The organism is Flavobacterium sp. UMI-01 (genome assembly GCF_019656315.1).
Classification (GTDB): domain Bacteria; phylum Bacteroidota; class Bacteroidia; order Flavobacteriales; family Flavobacteriaceae; genus Flavobacterium.
This window is the reverse complement of sequence record NZ_BPLU01000038.1, coordinates 639,772-662,286: the sequence shown is the minus strand read 5'-3', so window position 1 is coordinate 662,286 and position 22,515 is coordinate 639,772. Positions and strand designations below refer to the sequence as shown.

Below are 22,515 nucleotides of genomic sequence, written 5' to 3'. Positions count from 1 at the left end.
ATGAAAACAAAACTATCACTACCAGCTGTATTCTTTGGCATACTAACCGTGCTTTTTTCAGTATTTACAGCGCAGGCTCAAAGCACAACAGGAAATAAAAGCTCGCAATTAGATTTAGCAGCTTATTTAAAATTAGCAGATTCCAATATCATTTACCCCTCAGCAAAACAGATAGAAATGCTGAAAAAAGTGGTTCCTGCCAGTGCTTATGAACCCGTCCCTGGTATTTCGGATAGAGGGTTTTGGGATAAAATTGCAGCTTCAAAATCAGGTCAAAAATACCTTGCCGAAGCGACTAGTTTATTACCCAAAAAGCCTGAAGTGCCTATTTCTGACGAAACTTATAGAGCAGCTAATCTAGGGGGTAATCGTGGCATGTACAAACCAAAATATTACAATACGATGGACTGTTTAGAACATTTTATTTTGGGCGAATGCATCGAAAACAAAGGACGCTTTTTACCCCAAATTCAAACGTATATTCAAGCCATTATGGACATGAAATCATGGTTGCATCCCAATCATGATGACAAAAACAACGGCGTGCTGGAAGGCAAGAGAGTTTCTGTTGATTTGGGAGCGCGAAAATTTGGTGGCGTGCTGGCTATTGCGACAGTGCTTTTGGAAAATAAATTACCTGCTGATGTAAAAAGCAAGATAGCTTCGCAGTTGCAATGGCGTATCACGGATAATTATTTAAAAAGTTGTAAGCTGAACGACGAAAACAATACTTGGATTAAAAGTACGAGTAATTGGAATTCAGTGTGTACCAGTGGTGTAGTGCTAACCACCTTGATGATGTCTCAAAAAGAAATGGAACGTATAGGTGCTATTGGTTCGGCATTGAATAGTATGAAATATTATTTAAGTGGCTTTGGTGCGGATGGCTATTGTTCAGAAGGATTGGGTTATTGGAGTTACGGTTTTGGTCATTACTTGTATTTGGCAGAAATTTTAGCAGACTATACCGGTGGAAAAATTGATTTATTCCAAGCGGATAATCCAACCAAATTAGAAAACGTGGGGAATTTTCCAGAACGTTTCGAAATTCAAAATACCAGATGCGCTCCTTTTGCCGATGGTGTTTCTCGAATCGCAAACAGTGGAAGCAATTTTGCAGCCGTGATGTCGGCCAATTATTATAAGGCGTTGATGCCTTCTGAAATTCGAATGGAAGAAGCCGCAGAACAATTGGTGGCATGGAGAAAACCAGAACTTTTTGATGAGTCAAAAAGCAAAAACACGGTACAAAATGCCTTACCTGATTATTCTTATTTTGATGATTTTGGAATGGTTATTTCGCGTGGAAAACAAAAAACACCTTTTTCAATTGCCGTAAAAGCAGGGCATAACGCTGAAAATCACAATCATAGTGATGTGGGGACGTATACTTTGGTTTACAATGCCGATATCATTTCAGGAGATATAGGGGCACCGTCTTATACCGCAGGTTCTTTTTCTCAAACCAATCCTGCTCGCAGTTCATGGGGACATCCTGTTCCTCGAATTGATGATAAACTTCAGTCTAACGGACGAACTTTTGAAGGGAAAATAATCAAAACCAATTTTCAGTCAAATAAAGACGAAATAGTATTGGACATCAAACCAGCCTATGAAATCCCTGAATTAGTAAGCCTAGTGCGTACGGTTATCAATGACAAATCAGGAAATGGAACGATTAGCATTCAAGATGATTTTAAAACTTCTAAAGCGGTTTCTTTTGGTACGGCCATCATGACCTATTCAAAATATGAGATTAAAGATGGTAATACAATTGTACTCACGAGTTTGGAAAACAATCACAAAGTAAAAGTAGAAATCAAAGCAGTAGGAGGCGAAATCAAAATACTGCCAGAAGTTGTTCCAGTCAAAGCGTTACGTGAGGGGAAAGATGCTGTTCGAATTGGGATTGATTTTGTAAAACCAAACACCGCAGGAAGTATAATTATAAAATACACACCCGTATTATAATCGGTTTTTTTAGTTGTGGATAAGAAAATCAATGAAAAATGATGCTATGAAAACAATCTTCAAAATAAGTAAAAAACGCTTTTTGACTGTTTTTTTAACCGCCCTAGTGGCTGGATTGAATGCACAAGTCAATGCCGATGGTACTATTGATACAGGCGATAAATTTGCCGATAGTAAATTAAGGTCGGAGGAATCTCCAGAAGTGATTGCCAAGCGATTAGCCTGGTGGAACGATGCCCGTTTTGGGATGTTTATTCACTGGGGTATTTATGCGCAAGACGGCTGTTTCTGGAACGGACAAGACGGCCGCTCTGAACACATGATGCGAAATTTACAAATCCCAATTGTCGAGTACCAAAAAATCGCAACCCAATTCAATCCTATTCAATTCAATGCCGATGAATGGGCGAAAACAGCCAAAAATGCAGGTATGAAGTACATGGTCATCACTGCCAAACACCACGATGGTTTTGCGATGTTTGATAGCCCAAGCAATGACTTTAATATTGTCAAGCAAACGCCTTGGAAACGGGACCCGATTAAAGAATTGGCCACAGCCTGCGCCAAACAAAATTTGAAATTTGGAGTCTATTATTCGTTAGGGCGCGATTGGCACGACCCTGATTGCAATTCGGTAAAAGGTTGGCGTAGCAATACCTGGGATTTTCCAGAAGAAGCTAAAAAAGATTATTCGAAATATTTTGAGCGAAAAGTGAAACCGCAGATTACCGAGTTGATGAAACAATACCATCCTGCGATTATTTGGTTTGACACACCTGAGTTGATTACCTTAGACCAAAGTAAAGAATTGCTAGCATTGATACGTTCCATTGACCCAAAATGCATTGTGAACCAGCGCATCGGAAACCGTTTGGGGGATTATGCGGTCAAAGAGCAAAAAATTCCAGTGGGCGGTGAACCTGATCCTTGGGAAACCTGTATGACACTAAATGGAGCTTGGGGCTATCACAAAACCGATACCAACTGGAAATCTAAGGATTCCTTGGTACACAGTATGGTGGATATTGCCAGTAAAGGCGGAAACTTGTTGCTGAATGTAGGGCCAACTGGAGAAGGAATTATTCCAGCACTTTCAGTTCAACGTTTGGAAGAAGTTGGGGATTGGCTCAAAGTGAATGGGGAAGCGATTTACGGAACTACTTCTAGTCCGTTTGGAATTTTGGATTGGGGACGTTGCACTAAAAAAGAGCAAAACGGGAATACGATTCTTTATTTTTCGGTTTTTAAAAGACCTACAAATGGTATTATTCTATTGCCTAAATTCAGCAATAAAATCAAGAAAATGACACTGCTCAGCAATGGAAAATCGCCCGTAAAAGAAAAAATAGCCAAAGGCATTCAGGTTCACATTCCATCTACCAATAAAGGAGAAATTGGAAGCATTTTGAAAGTGGAATTAAAGGGGATTTTGAAAACATAAATAAGAATAGAGCGATAAAGCTAAGCTAGTGTAAAAGCTAGTAAAGGGATGTAAAATATAAATAGCATACAAAAAAGAAAGATAAAATAATGAAAAAGGCACTCGTAACAATAGCATTGATTTCCTTAACTGCTGTACAAGCACAGATTCCGCTTCCGCAAAAGTTAGAACAAGGATATCCACGCATTTATGTTACCCAAAAAGGCAAAAAAGATCTTCAAAAAACCATCCAGCAGGAAACATGGGCACAAGAGGTGCTCAAAGGTTTGCATAAAAATGTAGATAAACATGTCGAACGCCATGTAACGGACAAGGAGTGGATTGTTTCTCGTTTGCAAATGTATTGGAAAACAAAGGCTACTAATGTGTATGTCAACGGTATCAACTATTCGCATGCCGATGGAGAAGCGCCTGTGCCAACAGTAAAATTTATTGGGTCTCGTGATTATACCAGCGTGTACGGAAAACCGAAATTAGAAGATGTAATGCCGTACATGGATGATCCACGTGGGGTGTATCTGCCTAATAAAAGCAAAAAAGGATCACCGTTTGAATGGGCTGAAATTGCACAAACCGGCAGAGCGATTTATTCGATTAATGAAGAAATTATTGGTTTGGCCAAAGAAGCTTCCTTCTTGTATTGGTTAGAAAATGACGAGCGTTTTGCGAAGTTTTCTCATGATATTTTTCATACCTATATGGAGGGAATGTCGTACCGTAGCGAACCTATCGATTTGATGAACGGACACATTCAAACCTTAGTAGGATTCACTAATTTTCAGGTCATTCATGAAGGGGTGTTGATTGATATTGCAGTGCTTTACGACTTTTTACACCAATATATTGAGGCGAAACATCCAAAAGATATCAAAATGTATGATGCTACCTTAAAACGATGGATTGACCAAATCATTAAAAATGGAGTGCCACAAAACAACTGGAACTTACACCAAGCCAAAACCATCTTGAAAGCAGCAATGGTGTTACAAGACAACAACCAATACGAAGACAAAAAAGGACGCGAATATTATATCAATTATATTCTGAATGTCACCTCGCCAAGACAATGGTCATTGACTAAGTTTATTGATTATGGTTACGATATGAATAATGGAGTTTGGGCAGAATGTCCGGGCTATTCACAAGGAGTTACCAAGGATTTGACCAATTTTATCAGGGATTTTGGGAATACGTTTAACCACAATTTATTGCCTTATACGCCTGTAATTCCAAAGGCGGTAAAAATGTTGCCACAGTATTTGTTCCCCAATGGCGAAACAGTAGCTTTTGGAGATTCTAATTATGCACCCTTGTCAACAGAAGCGATGAGCGATATGATTCGCATTGCGCAAAAAAATAAAGATGCTCAATTAGAAGAAGAGTTCACAGGCATGTACCGATTGTTTTCTAAAAATGCCGACGATACAGAACACAAAAAGAAACCTAAGGCCGATATTGCTTCTTTCTTTGCTAGCAAACCTTTAGAATTGAATCCGAAGTTTAAAATAGGAAACATCCAAGAGTATATTACCCAAACTTTTTATGCGCCAAATGTGAGTTGGCACGTGCAACGAATGGGAACAGGCAAAGACGGGATGATGGTTTCCTTAAACGGTTCGCTTGGAAATCACATGCATGCCAACGGAATCAACATGGAATTGTACGGAAAAGGATTTGTGCAAGGCGGTGACCCGGGTAAAGGAGCTAGTTATTTGCAACCGATTTATTTGGAATATTATTCGCAGTTTCCAGCGCACAATACCGTAATGGTGGACGGTGTTTCGTCTTATACGGAAATGTTGAGTTATCACGCTTTTGACCTAATGGGGGAATACCCAAAATCAGAGCAAAAACAAGGTTTTTATCCTAATATCACCTATTCTGATGTGTACTTTTTAGAACCCGAAACCCGTAGCGACCAAAGCCGTTTGGTAAGTATTGTGAAAACAGGCGCAACAACTGGTTATTATGTGGATGTTTTTCGTTCCAAAAAACAGCGCAAAGGCGATAAATTCCACGACTATTTTTACCATAATCTAGGACAAAGCATGCAAATCTCGGATGCGACTGGCAATGCTTTGAAGCTTACGCCAAGCGAAGAAATGGGCTTTGCTGGTGGTCATTTGTATGCCTTTGATTATATGTGGGATAAAAAATCGGTGAAAACCAACCAAGATTATCAGGTAGAATGGAAAATTGACATGCCCGAAGGAAAAGAAGATGTATTCATGAATTTGTGGATGAAAGGCACCGAAGGCCGTGAGGTATTTTCGATTAAATCACCACCACACAAAGCCTACCACGGTGGCGGAGGCGGCTTGCCTTATGATGTGGAAAAAGCGCCGTATCTAACTTTTGCAGCGCGTCAGCATGGGGAGGCTTGGCAACATCCTTTTGTATCTGTTTACGAGCCCTTTACTTCAGCTGAAGGGAAAAGCATAGCTAAAATTTCCAGTTTTGATGACGAAAAAGGAACAGCTTCTTTTGTGGGAGTGAAGGTCAATCATAAATCAGGGAGAGAAGATTTTGTTTTTTCGACCAAAGACGGTGCTTTGGCCACCTATCAAAATATGACGACCAATGCAGCCTATGCATTGATTGGAAATGAAAAAAATGGCGATTTTGTTTTATTTATGGGGAATGGTAAAGAGTTAATTGCCAATGGTTATACTATTAAAACAACTGAAATAGGGAATGTAGTTTTGGAATTCAAAAACGGGGAACTCAGCTTGCATAACGAAGTCCCCGTGACAATTAGCTATAAAAATAAAACGAATCAATTTGCAATGGGGACGATGCGAAAAGTAGCATTACAATAGTTTCAAAAAGAGCCAGATTTCGAGAAATACAATAGAATGACAATTAAACTATTGCCAATTCGAATAGTCAAACTCATTAACTATCAAAAAAAAACTATGAAAATAAAAAAAATACTTTGCTTATTAGCAATAAGTGTATCAGTTGGAGTCTTTGCGCAAGATAAAGTTTCTATGGAATCACTTTTAAAGGAAATGGTGAATCGAGACGCCATGACACGTTTTCCAGATAACAATTTCAGACTACAGCAAGCCAGTAGCTACAATAGAGCTTCAAAAAATCCCAAAGATACTGTAGGCTGGTTCACAAATAACGATTTTAATAAAGGTGAAAAAAGTATCAATTTCATTCGAATTGAGGAGAATAAAGGGGAAAAAGAATGGGTAATGATGGAAGATTCTGGTCCGGGTGCTATAGTACGTGTTTGGTCTCCATGGTTAGATCAATTAAAACCAGGTAGTGATATTATTATTCGTATTTATTTAGACGGCAATCCCAAACCAGTATTGGAAGGGAATATGATTAGTCTTTTTGACGGTACGGGACTGTTTCCTTATCCTTTTGCACACCCATCGTTGCGTTCAGGAGTTTCGTTTTTCCCAATTCCGTATGCTAAAAGTTGTAAAATCACTGCGTTGAAACAACCTTACTTTTTCCAATATACCTATAGAAAATACAATAAAGGAACGGCCGTAAAGACGTTTACCATGGAAGATTTTAATAAGGCAAAACCGCTTATTGAAAAAATAGGAAAAGAACTTTCTAATCCTCAAAATACTAAAGAAGGGAAAAAAGTAGCCGTAAAAGAAGTAGTAAAATCAAATAAAGAAACATCAATCAATTTACCAAGCGGTGAAGGTGCAGTACGTTCATTGGTACTGAAATTAGGTGATTATAAAAATCCAGCAGTAACACGTTCGGTAGTTTTGAAAATGGAATTTGATGGGCAACAAACCGTTTGGACACCTATCGGTGATTTTTTTGGAACAGGTATCGGATTAAATCCAGTACAAGGGTGGTATCAAACGGTAGATGCTGATGGAACGATGTCTTGCCGTTGGGTGATGCCTTATAAAAAATCAGGAAAAATTACAGTAGTTAATTTAGGAAAAGAAGCGGTTGATTTACAATTAGAAGCAATAGTTGGAGATTACAAATGGGATGCTCAAACCCTATATTTTAATGCCGCTTGGCGAGGGCAATATCCAGTGCCAACACGTCCGTTTTCCGATTGGAATTATGTAAGTCTGAAAGGACGTGGCGTTTATGTAGGAGATGCTTTGACGATTATGAATCCCGTAGCGAGATGGTGGGGGGAAGGTGATGAAAAAATTTGGGTCGATGGCGAAGATTTTCCATCGATTTTTGGAACAGGAACGGAGGATTATTATGCCTATTCTTGGGGTGGTAGAAGCACCGAATTCTATGAACATCCTTTTCATGCACAACCTCGTTCGTATGTGTATAATAAGTTGAATCCTAAGAAGACTAACGAAAAAAACACTTCGGGTTATAGTACGGAAACACGTACTCGTGCTTTAGATGGCATGCCTTTTGAGCGTTCGTTAGTTCTGGATATGGAAGTGTGGAGCGGAACCAAATGTGATATGGGCTATGGAGTAGGGATGTACTGGTATGGGGATGCAAAAACAACATCGAATAGAACTCCAGATCCTAAAGGGGTATTGGTTATCCCACCTTTGCCAGAAGGATTTCCAAATGATTTAAAAACAAACGACAAAAAATAAAAATAAAAGAATGAAAAAAGTACTAGTAACCCTAAGCATACTTCTATCGGTAAGTTTTGGTTTTGCACAAAAAAAAGGAATCGAAAAAAAGAGACCTAATTTCTTATTTGTTTTAGTAGATGATCAATCGCCTTTTGATTTAAAAATCTATAATGCGAAATCTATTTTGGATACGCCCAATATTGAAAAATTAGCTAAAGAAGGTGTCGTTTTTGACGGAGCCCGTCACATGGGAGCTGCGATAGGTGGGGTTTGTACCCCTTCACGTCACATGATTATGTCAGGGCGTAGCTTATGGCATTTACCAGCTAGTTCAGGTCATAAAAACGTGAACGAACCCATTGGTTTAGAACAACAAACCATTGGTGCAGTATTTAATAGAGCCGGCTATAAAACCATGCGTACTTGTAAAAAAGGAAATTCTTTTGCAGCAGCAAACCAACAATTTACGGTTGTTAGGGATGCCACTAAAAGAGGAGGGACTGAGGAGTCTGGTAGCGCTTGGCATGCGAAACAAGTACTGGAATATTTAGCAGAAAGAGAACAAGGTAAGGAAAAAGACCCTTTCTTTATCTATTTTGGTTTCTCTCATCCACACGACACTCGTGATGGAACTCCAGAGTTATTGGCAAAATACGGAGCGACTAATCATAAAGATAAAACCAGCTTACCACCATCGAATCCAAAACAACCTCAATTGCCAGATAATTATTTATCCAAACATCCTTTTTTTCACGGTCATGTAAATCTTCGTGACGAAGAAAGTGTAAGCGGGGTATGGAAAAACCGTGACGAGCAAACGATTCGAAATGAAGTAGGACGTGAATTTGCTTGTAGCGAAAATGTCGATATTCAATTAGGTAAAGTGCTTAAAAAATTAAAAGCGATGGGTGAATTAGAAAACACCTATATCATTTATACAGCCGATCACGGAATTGCCATTGGAAGACATGGATTGATGGGGAAACAAAATTTATATGAACACAGTTGGAGAGTCCCATTTATTGTGAAAGGTCCTGGAATCAAACCTGGAAAACGTGTAGAGGGTAATATTTATCTATTGGATGTATTGCCTACCTTATGCGATTTAGCAGGCATTGAAATTCCGAAAACAGTAGAGGGCAAAAGTTTTGTTCCTGTTTTAAAAGGTGAAAAACAAGTCGTTCGTGATGTGATGTATGGGGTTTATGCGGGAGGTTCAAAACCAGGAATGCGCACGGTTAAAAAAGGAGATTGGAAGTTAATCAAATACGATGTAATGGATGGAACGGTGAGAGAAACACAACTGTTTAATTTAAAAGAAAATCCTAACGAGTATTTGCCAGAGCATCATAAAAAAGGCGAAATGGAAACCAATTTAGCTACTAATCCTAAATACGCTAAAAAATTAGCCGAAATGGAAGCGTTGTTGGCAGAGCAAATGAAAGCCCATGATGACCCATACCCACTTTGGAATCAAAAAAAATAATGAAATAGAATTATAGAATAAAATAAAATATAAATGAAAAAAATACAATTGTTAGCGAATCCATTTAGTAAAGGTTTAACTCTTCTCTGTTTAATGTTAGTAAGCATTTGCTCTTACGGACAGAAAAAGGCAACATTTAAACTTAATGATGGTACAAATTTTAAAGCCCAAAAATTTTATCCAAAATTCAGTTGGGAAACAACACCTATGTATTATCATTTTGGGGATATAAATCGTGTGTTAGAGCCAAAAGAGGTTGAATTCATTGCTAAGAGAAGTGATTTTATTAGTATGGAAAAATCACATGCTTACAAGCAATTGGGGGATGCGGTTTTAGGAACCAAACACGAGGTAGAAGCGTTTCATAAAGAAAAACCAGCCATCAAAATATTGTTTTATTACAATTCGTATGTGGCTTGGCCTTTTACACAATTCAATAAAGAATTTACCCCTGAAGGAATTGCTAAAAATCCAGAGTTAACCAAATTCTTAGCCATCAATCCTAAGACAGGAAAACTCATGGAAAAAACAAATGGTCCTGCTTTTACCTATTATTTTGAAGCGTTGAATCCGGATTTCCGTAAATGGTGGGTAGCCTCAGCAGCAGAAGGCGTTCGTATTTCAGGTGCTGACGGAATTTTTATTGACCGTATGAATGTCGATGCCAAGGCAGACTATCCAAAAGATAAATTAGCCGAAATTGCCAAAGCCAAAGGTGAAATGATGGCCGAATTGAAAAAACAAATAGGACCTAATAAAATCTTGGTAGGAAACAATGCGGCTAACACCAAGGAAGTTTTTCCTTCTTGCGATGCTTTTATGTTCGAACATTATAACGAAGATGTGATGAGTAAAGAAAGTTTATTGAAAGATTGGCAAGATATGGAACGCATTGCTAAGGCTGGAAAAATGTCTATTTACCGCTTTGGCGCCAAAGGAAAAGGAAAGGCTGACATCACTATGGGAGCTACAGGAACTTCGGGAATCGAAAAAAAATCACACGAGCAATTGGAGTTTTACCATGCTTGTTACCTGATTGGAGCACAACCCTATTCGTATTTTCAATGGAACTGGGGATGGAATTTAGAAGACGGAAACTTAGTGGATTATCCAGCGTTGCAAAAACCATTAGGAAGTCCTAAAGGCGCTTACAAACGTGTAAAAGCGGACGGTTGGGAATTTACTCGTGAATTTGAACGTGCTAGTGTTTGGGTAAATACGGAGACCAGAAAAGCAAAAATTACTTGGAAATAATACAAACCCATACCGTTTCTAACTAAAATAGAAAAAATGAAATTGAAACATTTAAGCAAAGGAATCTGGTGTTTGGCTTTGGGATTGGTATTCCAAACGCAGCAGGCAACGGCGCAAAACACAAAGAAACCCAATGTCATTATTATAATTACAGATGATCAAGGTTATGGTGATTTAGGGTGTACCGGAAACCCTATTGTAAAAACGCCACACTTAGATCAATTTTATAAAAAATCGGTCCGATTGACTGATTTTCATGTGGGACCTACCTGCGCACCTTCACGTTCGGGCTTGATGACAGGACGTTATGCTAATCGAGTTGGGGTTTGGCATACCATTGGCGGAGTTTCTATTCTTCGTGAAAAAGAAGTAACGATGGCCAATGTGTTCCAAAACAACGGCTACGAAACAGGAATGTTTGGTAAATGGCATTTAGGCGATAGTTATCCGTCACGTCCACAAGACAAAGGCTTTAAACATACGTTGATACATGGCGGCGGTGGTGTGGGACAAACGCCTGATTATTGGAACAATGATTATTTTGATGACACCTATTTAGAAAATGGCGTGCCTAAAAAAGTAAAAGGCTATTGTACCGATGTTTGGTTTGACGAAGCGATGAAGTATATTGAAACCAACAAAGACAAACCGTTCTTTTGTTATATCGCACCCAATGCGCCTCATCTTCCATTTAATGTGCCAGCCGATTATTACAACAAGTACAAAAACGAAGCGATTCCTGAGGAATTGAAAAAGTTTTATGCAATGATTACCAATGTCGATGATAATTTCAAAAGACTTCAAGACAAATTGAAACAGTTGAAATTGGACGAAAATACGATTGTTATCTTCTTGACGGATAACGGTACAGCTAGTGGTTACAAAGAAACTGATGGAAAAATGTACGGCTATAATGCCAATATGAAAGGGATTAAAAACAGCGAATACGAAGGCGGACACCGAGTTCCTTTCTTTATTTCGTACCCTGCGGGAAAAATTTCTGGTGGAAGAGATGTCAATACATTAGCGGCACACTTGGATGTTTTGCCTTCGCTAGCAACCATTTGTAAGTTGGAAATGCCCAAATTAGACTTGGACGGAAGTGATATTTCTTCGTTATTATTAGATAAAAATGCCGTTTTCAAACGCGATTATTTAATCACCGATTCACAACGCGTTCAAGAGCCTATCAAATGGCGAAAAAGTGCCGTGATGTCCGATAAAATGCGACTGGTAAACGGTACCGAATTGTATGATGTTTCCAAAGACCCAGGTCAAAACAACAATATAGCCGCTCAATTTCCCGATGTAGTAGCGAAAATGCGTGGGTATTATGAAGAATGGTGGAGCTCGGTTTCAACCGAATTCAATATTTTTCCAGAAATCATTGTAGGTTCTGATAAACAAAATCCTGTTGAAATTACCTGTCATGACGAACACGTACACGATTCTACAATTCCGTGGAATCAGGATTATATCAGAGAAGGAAAACTGAATCCTATTGGGGGCGAATTTACTTTAAATTTTGATCGCGATGGCGTATATGAAATTGAAGTGAGCCGTTGGCCATTTGAGTCGGGATTGAAAATCAATGAAGGCGTGGCAGGTCGAAAAGCAACTACCTATACCGATGAAATATCCGAAGGAAAAGCAATGAATTTCAAATCAGCTGTGCTTAAAATTGGCGCTTGGAAAGAGGAAAAACCGGTTTCGGCAGACGCTAAATCGGTCTTGTTTAAAGGGAATTTTACCAAAGGAAAAACCGCGATGAGTTCTTGGTTTATTGATGGCGATAAAAAAGAAATAGGTACTTTTTATTTTAAAATCACTCGAATTGGGGATTTGAAAAGAAGCTAACAGAATAGGTTTTAAACTGAAAATACAATAATTGTTTTCAATATAAGCAATTGCAACATTTTTATCCCTTATTTGAGAGAGTGATACTTTTGAAAAAAAGTAATTTTATTTAACCAAAATGGAGTTAAACCTAGATATGCCTAGGAACACGGATAACACAGATGAAACGGATTTACACCGTTTTTTAATAGTTTTTTTAACATGAAATCTGCGGAAATCTGCCTAATCTGCGTGAAAGAAAATAATAAAATTCTAATGCAGATTTTGGGTTAAAATGTATTCCAAAAGGCGATTGATTTCAGCGGAATAGATGCTTTTTCAATTCTATTTTTTAATGCAATTTTGGTTAAATGAGCTTTACTTTTTAATAATTATTCAAAATAAACATGAAATTTACCCAATTCGTTTTCGTCCTCTTAACGACTGCTTTTTCTTTACAAACAACCTATGCTCTTCATGAAATTCATGTTTCGACTAAAGGCAAAGACAAAGATACAGGTTCTAAAACCGCTCCATTTGCGAGTTTTGAAAGAGCGGTTTTAGAATTAAAAAAATATGCTGGCAAAGAGGCTGTTACCGTTTGGTTTGAGGAAGGAACGTATTATTTAAAACAAACGGTGGTTTTTGACGCCCAATTATCTGGAACGGCTCAATTTCCTATTTTGTTTTCAACTCAACCGGGAGCCAAAGTATTTTTAAAAGGGTCAAAACCATTAGAAAATCTACCATGGAAACCTTATAAAAACGGAATCTATGTGGCAAAAGTTCCATCGAATCTTCCTTTCGATCAACTGTTTGTAAACGGACAGCGCCAAATCAGAGCGCGTTATCCTAACTATGATTATGAAAATCCGTTACGAGGCGGGAAAGGTTATTTACAGGTTAATGACGGAACAGACAAGCGATATGATGCTTGGTTTGGGTTGAAAAAAAACGATGTTCCTACCAAAAATTGGGAAAACCCCACGACCGGAATTGTACATGCCTTTCAAAGTCACAACTGGGGAAATATGCAATACCGCATAAAGAGTATTGATAAAGAAAGTCAGAAAGTGTTTTTAGGTGAAGGAGGGTGGCAATTGCAACGCTCTCATGGTATTGGAGGTAAAGGAGAAAAAGCGTCTTGGTATTTTATTGATAATATTTTCGAAGAATTAGATGTAGCTGAGGAATGGTTTTTGGATAACCAAAAAGGCCTTTTGTATTACTATCCTAAGGCAGGTACTGATTTGAAGAAAGCCCTAATCGAAGTTCCAGTATTGAAGGATTTCATACAATTAAAAGGAAATTCGAGCCAGCCCGTACAGTACATCACGTTCAAAGGTTTTCATTTTACACAATCATTGACCACTTTTATGGATACTTATGAGCCTGTTGCCCGAGGAGATTGGGCGATTCACAGAGGAGGTGCAGTATTTATGGAAGGTACAGCCCATTGCACGATTACCGACTGTAATTTTGAAGACATTGGCGGAAATGGTGTTTTTATGAGTGGTTATAATCGAAACAACACTGTCAGCAATTCCCGCTTTGTGCATACGGGCGAAAGTGCGGTTTGTTTTGTAGGATTACCATCGGCAGTGCGTTTTTATCAAACTTGGGACGACAAAGAATTGTTAGGCAAAGATTGGGAAGCCATGCGTAAAAACATGGACTTAGAACCCGGTCCTAAAACCGAAGATTATCCTAAAAACTGTGTTGTTGAAAATTCGATTATGCATGATTTTGGTGATTTTGGAAAACAAGTAGCAGGTGTTTATATTTCGATGAGTCATAAAATTACAGCTTCGCATAACACGATTTACAATTGTCCTCGAGCTGGAATTTGCATCAATGACGGGACTTGGGGTGGTCATATCATTGAATATAATGATATATGGGAAACGGTAAGAGAAACAGGCGAACACGGTCCTTTTAATGCTTGGGGACGCGAACGCCAATGGAAAGGCTCTCGAGGTTCTGACGACCATTTTATAAAAGAGTTAACCAAATTAGATGCGATTGATAATGTCATTTTAAGAAATAATAAAATCGCCAACTACCGCAAATCCATCAGCGCGGGTAACTGGACCATCGATTTAGATGACGGTTCGAGTTATTATGAAATTTACAACAACCTCAATCTAGGTTCTACAATAAAATTACGAGACGGAATGGCTCGTAAAGTTTTTAACAATATAACCGTGAGTGCAGTGCCTTTGGGTTGGCACGTTTGGCCTAAAAATTCGGAGGACGAAGTGTATTCTAATATTTTCGTTATTTCGGGCGCTTTGCCAGGAAGCAAAGAACCTACCAAAGCGTTTATTCGCGATATAGGTTTGCCTACAGCGACCAAATGGAGTACTCGTTATGACGATAATTTGTATTGGAATATCAATTTCCCTGAAAATTTTGAGGTTACTAATGGAGTGTCTTTTAAAGATTGGCAACAAAAAGGATATGATACCCATTCGATAGCTGCTAATCCGATGTTTGTGGATGCCAAAGCTGGAAATTATCAAGTAAAAGCAGGATCTCCAGCACTTCAATTAGGCTTTAAGAATTTTCCAATGGATCAGTTTGGACATCAAATGACCCGAATCACACCGTATGGTGGTGAATTTTCGACTGAAACTACAGTTAGTTTACAGGCAGATAAAAGAGCAGATAAAAATGCTGTAATAACATATACCTTAGACGGATCGGAGCCGACTGTTCATTCGAAAATTTATACCCAACCTTTTAAACTAAATCAGAACACGGTAGTCAAATCAAGAACTTTTGATGAGCAAGGTATTGCGGTAGGTGTTATTGCTGAAGCTTCATTTGTAAAAGTGGATGAAGTGGTTCATCCAAGTTGGCTCAGTACTTTAATTGCTGGGAATTATGAAGGAAAAGCAACAGTTACTAAAAAAGCAGTCGAAAAAGAAGTGGCAGGTGCTGTAATGATTAATATAGCCGATGATCCCGACCTGATTGATGCCACGGGAGGCTATGATTTTGGATGTTATATCAAATCGATTGATGTCGAAAAAGGTAAAATGTGGCTGGATGCCAAATTAGAAAAAGATTGGGTGATTCAGCAAGTCAATGGGAAGCGAGTACAAAATATTGCAAGCTTACAAAAGTTGCTTGCGGAATTTAAAGGCAAAGAGGTAATGCTTATTGCTGTAAGAGATTATAAAGAAAAGAAATTCAAAGTAAAATTTTAAATGAAAACGGATAGCATGAGAACAACGAATCGATTCAAAAATACCGCTACAGCTTTATTGGTGATAGGTGTTTTTCTACTCAGTTTGTCGCCTGTTTTGGCACAAAAACCTGATGAAAAAGAAATCCTAGAATCCTTTCCGCATCACGAGCGTGTGGTGTACAAAACAGTAAAGGGTACCGAATTAGACTTAGTTATTTTTTACCCTACTGCCGATAAAATGCAAACTAAAAATCCGTGGATGTTGTACGTGCATGGCGGTGGTTGGGCAGGTGGTTCTCCGTTCAATATTTTTGGGAAACCTTTTTTAGGAACCTTACGCAGTTTGGTGGACAAAGGAGTAATATGTGCTACTGTCGAATACCGTTTGGCTAAAAATGGTTCTACAGCTTATGAATCGGCGGTGGACGCTAAAGATGCAGCTCGTTTTTTGTTAAAAAATGCTAAGAAATATAAATTAGACGATAATAAATACGGCGCTTGGGGTGGTTCAGCAGGGGGACATTTGAGTTTGATTACCGCTCTAGGTGCTGATGCTGATTTTAAAGGCGAGACTAAGTTGTTAGACGAGAAACCCAAATTCAAATGTGTAGTTTCCTATTTTCCGTTTACCTCTTGCTTAAATCCAGACATCAGACCCAATTCAATTTTTGCTGATGGGACTCTTTTTGTTCGTTTGTTAGGCGCTCCATTAGAAGAAAAACCCGAATTGGCAAAATTATTAAGTCCTACCGAACTTTTAACAGAGAAAAGTCCGCCTATTTTATTATTGCATGGCGATAATGATAAGGTGCTCCCTATCAGTAACTCTATTTATATGATGGAAGTGGCCAAACAGAAAAAAGCCAATGTAGAATTGTTGACTATCAAAAACGCAGGACATAGTTTTAGCGGAAAAAACATCTCACCAAGCATCGAAGAACTGAACGATTACGCAGCCAATTTTATATTGAAACATTTGAAATAAGAAATTGCTACACATTTGAAGAGGTTTTTGAATTGGCTGATGATATTCGGTTGCAACATGAAACAATATAAAATGAAATCGCCATTAACTAGAAGTTTGCTTAAGCAAACACCAATGAGTAAAAGGGCGATAACATATGTGACCGCTTAAAAATTAAAATTAACACATATGAAAAAATACAAGCCAAGAGTTTTACTTTTCTTTATTAGTTTGCTTATTAGCTGTACAATATTGGCGCAATCAAAACAGCCTAATTTTGTAATTATTCTTGGCGATGATATAAACGCCAGAGATATTGGGTGTTATGGTTCTAAAAACAAGAACACCACACCTAATATTGATAAATTAGCGGCAGAGGGAATTTTATTTAAAAATATGTTCGTTTCTCAAGCTATTTGTGCTCCAACTAGGGCTGAATTATATACGGGATTAACGCCTAATAGAAATGGATGTAATGTGAATCATGCTGCTACAAAAAAAGGGACACTTAGTATTGTGCAACATCTAAATAAATTGGGTTACCGTGTGGGTTTAACTGGAAAAATGCATTTTAGCCCAACCTCTGTTTATCCTTTTGAAATAATTGAAGGGTTTACTAAAAACGCCAATTATAACGGTACTCCTCCTGAAAATTGGGATGGCGTAACAGAATTTGTAAACCGGGATAAAAACCAACCTTTTTGTTTAATTATTTGTTCTGTACATGCTCATGATCCTTGGAACGCTGGAGATAATTCCCTTTGGGATCCCAATACCGTTGTGCTTCCGGAAAATTTGGTGGACACTAAAGAAACAAGGGCGTATTTTACCGAATACCTAGCCGAAATAAAACTTTTTGACGAACAAGTCGGTAATACTCAAAAGCTTCTTGAAAAACACAACTTAGCTTCAAATACAGCTCTTATTGTTTTAGACGAAAATGGGGCGGGTATGCCAGGCGGAAAATGGACTACTTACGACATTGGGTTAAGATCTGCATGCATTATGAAATGGCCAAAACCCTATAATAACAAAGTTGTAACTCATGCGCTAACACAGTATTGCGATATTTTACCAACGTTGATTGATGCGGCAGGCGGAGAAGTGCCTTCCAATTTAGATGGGAAAAGTTTATTGCCATTAATTAAGACAACTAGTACTAAGCACAGAGAATATGCCTATTTCTTGTATAATAATACTAACGAAGGCCCCGAATATAAAATGAGAGCGATAACCGATGGACAGTTTAAATTAATCTGGAATAAACCTTTCAATGATTTTTATGCTGTGCGTGTCATAAATGGTTTTGATTATGGCTATGTAGATAAAATGGAAGACCGTCATGTTCGTAAAATGTATCTTTCTTGGCTTGCCAAAGCAGGCTATGATAAAAAGGCAACTGATATTGTTCAACGGTATAGAAAGCATCCTGAATTTGAACTTTATAATCTTAATGATGATCCAGAGGAAATGAATAATCTTGTAGGTAATTCGGAACTTCATTTTAAAGTAAACGAACTTAAGAATGCACTTTTAAAGTGGATGAAGGAACAAGAAGATGATTTCTTATAAAAAAAATAAATAAAAATAATTAATGAAAATTGTAATAAACCTTTTTGTATTAGTATGTCTTGGGCTAGGGAATTTAATAGCTCAAACAACTGTGAAAGTTTCGAATTTGAAACAACTTAGCGAAGCTGTAAAAAACAGCAATCAAAACATTGTTCTCAAAGCAGGAAAATATGATTTGACAGAACTGCCGAAAGAAAGCAGAAAAATAGATTGTTCGGGTTCGAATAATACCATTGACTTAACAGGCGTTTTTGTCAATGTGCCAGTAGGGAGTACCAAATTAGGGTATATTGTGGTTTCGGGAAATCAAAATGTATTCAAAGGAGCTACTTTCGAAGATACCTATATCGATGGTTTAGTTGAGGTAACCGATTTTAGCAGTTACAATAAAAATAGGGTTACCCATGCCAGCGGACTCAAAGGTCAGGCGGTGTTAACGGTTTCGGGAGATGATAATCTAATCGAAAAAGTGAAACTAACCGTGCGAGGTTCGTATCCGTATGGCTATGGAAGTATCTACGGAATTGGAAAAGACAATGCTTTTGGTTTGAATAAACGTTGCGGAATTTTACTAAAAGGCAAACGCAATACGATTGACAATTGTGAGGTGCAACAAAGAGCTTTTGGTCATGGCATTTATATGCAAGAACCTGCCGATAAATCTGTTATAAAAAATACCTTGGTCGAAGGCAGAATGCGCCCTAGTGCCGATTTGTATTTAGAGAAAGATCCAGAAGATTTGCCCTTTAGATCCGAATACAAAACGGAGGGACAACCGATACCCAAAAATGTGATGTATCCCCTTTCTGAAGATGGCATCAGAGTCTATACCAAAGGCGGTAGTGTTACCGTTGAAAACTGTACGGTGAAAAAAATGAGAGGCGGCATCAGAGCCTATTTGGCTTCTAATGCAACTGTAATTAATTCGAAAGCAATTGATTGTGGTGCTACTAATTTTAATATGCCTCAAAAAGGAAAGATAATCGGCTCAACGGGAAATTTTTCGTATGCGCCTCTAAATGATTTTCGATTATCGAAATCCAATCAAAATATTGAATTAACGATTTTGCCTTCGCCCAATGCAGTGGGAGACCATAATGTGGCTGATGTTTTAGGGAGTAATCACCAAATTGTTTTTCATCGTGCCGATGGGCCGTTGGACACTAATTTGCGTCCCATTGTTGTAAAAGATGCTAATTCGACCATTAAAAACGAAACCGAATATCCGATTATCTTAGAAGAAACATCGAGTGGCAATACGGTGATTAGTTTTGGTAAAGTAACAGATAAGGGAACCAATAACAAGGTGACTCAAATTGAAAATCCGAAAGTAAAATAATCTAAAAAAAATACTATTGCATGAAATCCTGCAAGGTTTTTAAAACCTTGTAGGATTTGTTATGAAAGGAATGTTGGATTAAAAAATTGGTGTAAATCCGTTTTATCTGTGTCATCTGTGTTCCAGTAAAATGCAATCAAGTTTATATAGAGCCTAACATTCCAGTTTCCTTTTTTATAATAATAACCAAATGAGTTATGTGTTATAGAAAAGGAATTTTAATTTATAGCCTAAAAGGCACAAAATAGTAATTTCGTTTCAGAAATATTTTCTCTAATTTGGAAAAAAAAATTAACTATCAATCGTAAATCTCCTCGGAGTTTTAGGATGCAATAACCCAAAAAAATAAATAAAAAACGAATGAAATTTGTAGTAAACCTTTTTGTTTTAGTATGTCTTGGGCTTGGAAATACCAGCGCTCAGAACAACACAGGACTTACATTATGGTACAATGCCCCAGCGGCCAACTGGAACGAAGCTTTGCCAATAGGAAATGGTCGTTTAGGTGCGATGGTTTTTGGAAATCCTGTGCGTGAACAAATTCAGCTAAATGAAAACACGCTTTGGGCAGGGAGTCCTCATCAAAATAATAATCCAAAGGCAAAAGGGCAATTAGACAATATCCGAACCTTATTGTTCCAAGAAAAATATACAGAAGCACATCAGGTTGCCGAATCCAATTTTATTTCAGCTACTTCTCATGGAATGTTTTATGAAACGGTGGGCGATTTGCGACTTGATTTTGTCAATCAAGAAAAATTTACCAATTACCGCCGTGAACTCGATATTGAAAAAGCCATAACGACGACTACTTACACGGTGGATGGTGTTGATTACAAACGCGAAGTGTTTACTTCATTTACAGACCAAGTGATTGTCATCAAACTAACGGCAAGTCAAAAAGGAAAAATCAGTTTTTCGGCAGGAATGGATCGTCCCGCACCAGCGGTTGTAACGGTAGCCACTGAAAAGAATGATATTTTAAAAATGACAGGCCTCAGCAGTGACGGATTTAACAAACGTGTCAAAAGCGCCAAACCGATTAAAGGCTTGGTCGAATTTGAATCTCGCTTGAAAATTGTTCCTGAAGGAGGAAAACTTACAGCAGAAACTAATAAATTGGTGGTTACCAATGCCAATACTGTCTTGATGTACCTATCGATAGCGACTAATTTTGTGAATTATAAGGATATTAGTGCCGATGCTCACAAAAGAGCGGTGGATTATATCGCCAAAGCCGAAAAGAAAAAGTACAACCAATTGGTGCAAGATCACACAGCTTTTTATCAAAAATATTTCAATAGAGTCCAGCTTAATTTGGGACAAACCGACGCGGTTACTAAGCCAACGGATGTTCGCATCAAAGAATTTAGCACGACTTACGACCCTTCTTTGGCGGCTTTGTATTTTCAATTTGGTCGTTATTTGCTGATTTCTTCTTCACAACCTGGGGGGCAAGCAGCGAACTTACAAGGAATTTGGAACAAAGATTTACTACCGCCTTGGAAAAGTGCTTATACGATTAACATCAATACCCAAATGAATTATTGGCCTGCAGAGGTAACCAATTTAACCGAGATGCACGAACCGCTAATTCAATTGGTTAAAGAATTATCGGTAACGGGTGCCGAAACAGCCAAAGTAATGTACGGCGCTGACGGTTGGATGGCACACCACAACACCGATATTTGGCGTATTGCAGGCGCTGTTGATGGTGCTACTTGGGGAATGTGGCCTACAGGAGGAACTTGGTTAGCCCAACATTTATGGGATAAATACATGTTTAATGGCGATAAAAATTATTTGCGTTCAGTGTATCCAACAATGAAAGGAGCAGCCGAATTTTGTTTGAGCTTTTTAACCAAAGAACCTAAAAACAATTGGTTAATTGTTTCTCCATCCTTGTCTCCAGAGCACGGTCCAGCGGGTCGTCCTAGAAGCATCAATATTCAACAAGGAACTACGATGGACAACCAACTCGTTTATGATATTTTTGTCAAAACCATTCAAGCAGCTAAGATTTTGAATTTGGATGCTGCTTTGGTTACCAAAATTGAAAACACCTTGCCGCAATTGCCTCCAATGCAAATAGGAAAACACAACCAATTGCAAGAATGGTTAGAAGATTGGGACGACCCAACAGAAGATCACCGTCACGTATCGCATTTGTACGGTTTATATCCTTCGAATCAAATTTCGCCTTATCGCAATCCTGAGTTGTTTGAAGGGGCAAAAAATACGTTGATTCAGCGTGGCGACCCTTCAACGGGTTGGTCGATGAACTGGAAAATCAATCTATGGGCGCGTTTGCTTGATGGTAACCATGCTTATAAATTAATGGGAGACCAAATCAAATTGGTAGGACGACCAGATTCTCCAAAAGGAGGCGGAACCTATGCCAATATGTTTGATGCCCATCCGCCCTTTCAAATTGATGGAAATTTTGGATTTACTTCAGGGTTAACGGAAATGTTAGTACAAAGTCATGATGGTGCGATTCATTTGATTCCAGCGCTTCCCGATGTGTGGAAAGCAGGAACTGTTTCGGGTTTGAGAGCTCGTGGGGGCTTTGAAATTAAATCGATGGAATGGAAAGCCGGCAAATTGACTAAAGTTGTGCTAAAATCCAATTTAGGAGGCAACTGCCGCGTTCGTTCGTATAACGAATTGGTACTTCCAAATGGGAAAACAGTTCCTGTCGCTTCTAACGAGAATCCAAATCCGTTCTATCAGCTTCCTGAAATTAAAAAACCATTGGTTTCTACAGCAGCTTCGTTAACCAAAACGTCGCTACGACCAAGTTTTGTGTATGACATTCCAACTAAAGCAGGTGAAGAAATTGTTTTGGTAGGGAGATAGAACATTTCGGGTCGATGGAAATCTAATAATTGAGGTTGTAAAATGTCGAAGTA

General features: G+C 38.3%; 12 protein-coding genes. All 12 read left to right on the top strand.

Annotated elements, in window-relative coordinates; genetic code table 11:
• The 12 genes from K5R64_RS12865 (at position 1) to K5R64_RS12810 (ending at position 22,462) form a co-directional block, all read left to right on the top strand.
• A complete protein-coding gene (locus K5R64_RS12865) occupies positions 1-1,971 on the top strand; it encodes a heparinase II/III family protein (protein ID WP_220763968.1) in 1,971 nt (656 codons plus the stop codon).
• A 46-nt stretch (positions 1,972-2,017) separates the two neighbouring features.
• Positions 2,018-3,412, top strand: coding sequence for an alpha-L-fucosidase (locus K5R64_RS12860; RefSeq protein ID WP_220763967.1), 1,395 nt, complete (start codon positions 2,018-2,020; stop codon positions 3,410-3,412).
• An 89-nt stretch (positions 3,413-3,501) separates the two neighbouring features.
• Positions 3,502-6,231, top strand: coding sequence for a hypothetical protein (locus K5R64_RS12855; protein ID WP_220763965.1), 2,730 nt, complete (start codon positions 3,502-3,504; stop codon positions 6,229-6,231).
• A gap of 96 nt (positions 6,232-6,327) precedes the next feature.
• Positions 6,328-7,977 carry a glycoside hydrolase family 172 protein gene (locus tag K5R64_RS12850; RefSeq protein WP_220763963.1) on the top strand — a complete coding sequence of 550 codons (1,650 nt, stop codon included), beginning with the start codon at positions 6,328-6,330 and terminating at the stop codon, positions 7,975-7,977.
• Positions 7,978-7,987: 10 nt separating this feature from the next.
• Positions 7,988-9,445: a sulfatase-like hydrolase/transferase gene (locus K5R64_RS12845; protein ID WP_220763961.1), complete on the top strand. Its 1,458-nt coding sequence runs from the start codon at positions 7,988-7,990 to the stop codon at positions 9,443-9,445.
• A 33-nt stretch (positions 9,446-9,478) separates the two neighbouring features.
• Positions 9,479-10,699: a putative glycoside hydrolase gene (locus K5R64_RS12840; RefSeq protein ID WP_220763959.1), complete on the top strand. Its 1,221-nt coding sequence runs from the start codon at positions 9,479-9,481 to the stop codon at positions 10,697-10,699.
• A 36-nt stretch (positions 10,700-10,735) separates the two neighbouring features.
• A complete protein-coding gene (locus K5R64_RS12835; protein WP_220763957.1) occupies positions 10,736-12,556 on the top strand; it encodes an arylsulfatase in 1,821 nt (606 codons plus the stop codon).
• Positions 12,557-12,942: 386 nt separating this feature from the next.
• Positions 12,943-15,747, top strand: a complete 2,805-nt coding sequence (locus K5R64_RS12830) for a chitobiase/beta-hexosaminidase C-terminal domain-containing protein (protein ID WP_220763955.1) — start codon at positions 12,943-12,945, stop codon at positions 15,745-15,747.
• 15 nt (positions 15,748-15,762) lie between these two features.
• Entirely contained in the window at positions 15,763-16,713 is a 951-nt protein-coding gene (locus tag K5R64_RS12825; RefSeq protein WP_220763953.1) for a prolyl oligopeptidase family serine peptidase, read from the top strand.
• 168 nt (positions 16,714-16,881) lie between these two features.
• On the top strand, positions 16,882-18,264 hold the full coding sequence (locus tag K5R64_RS12820; RefSeq protein ID WP_220763951.1) for a sulfatase: 1,383 nt from the start codon (positions 16,882-16,884) through the stop codon (positions 18,262-18,264).
• A gap of 22 nt (positions 18,265-18,286) precedes the next feature.
• On the top strand, positions 18,287-19,603 hold the full coding sequence (locus K5R64_RS12815) for a right-handed parallel beta-helix repeat-containing protein (protein ID WP_220763949.1): 1,317 nt from the start codon (positions 18,287-18,289) through the stop codon (positions 19,601-19,603).
• 360 nt (positions 19,604-19,963) lie between these two features.
• Positions 19,964-22,462, top strand: coding sequence for a glycoside hydrolase N-terminal domain-containing protein (locus K5R64_RS12810; protein ID WP_220763948.1), 2,499 nt, complete (start codon positions 19,964-19,966; stop codon positions 22,460-22,462).
• Positions 22,463-22,515: the final 53 nt, after the last annotated feature.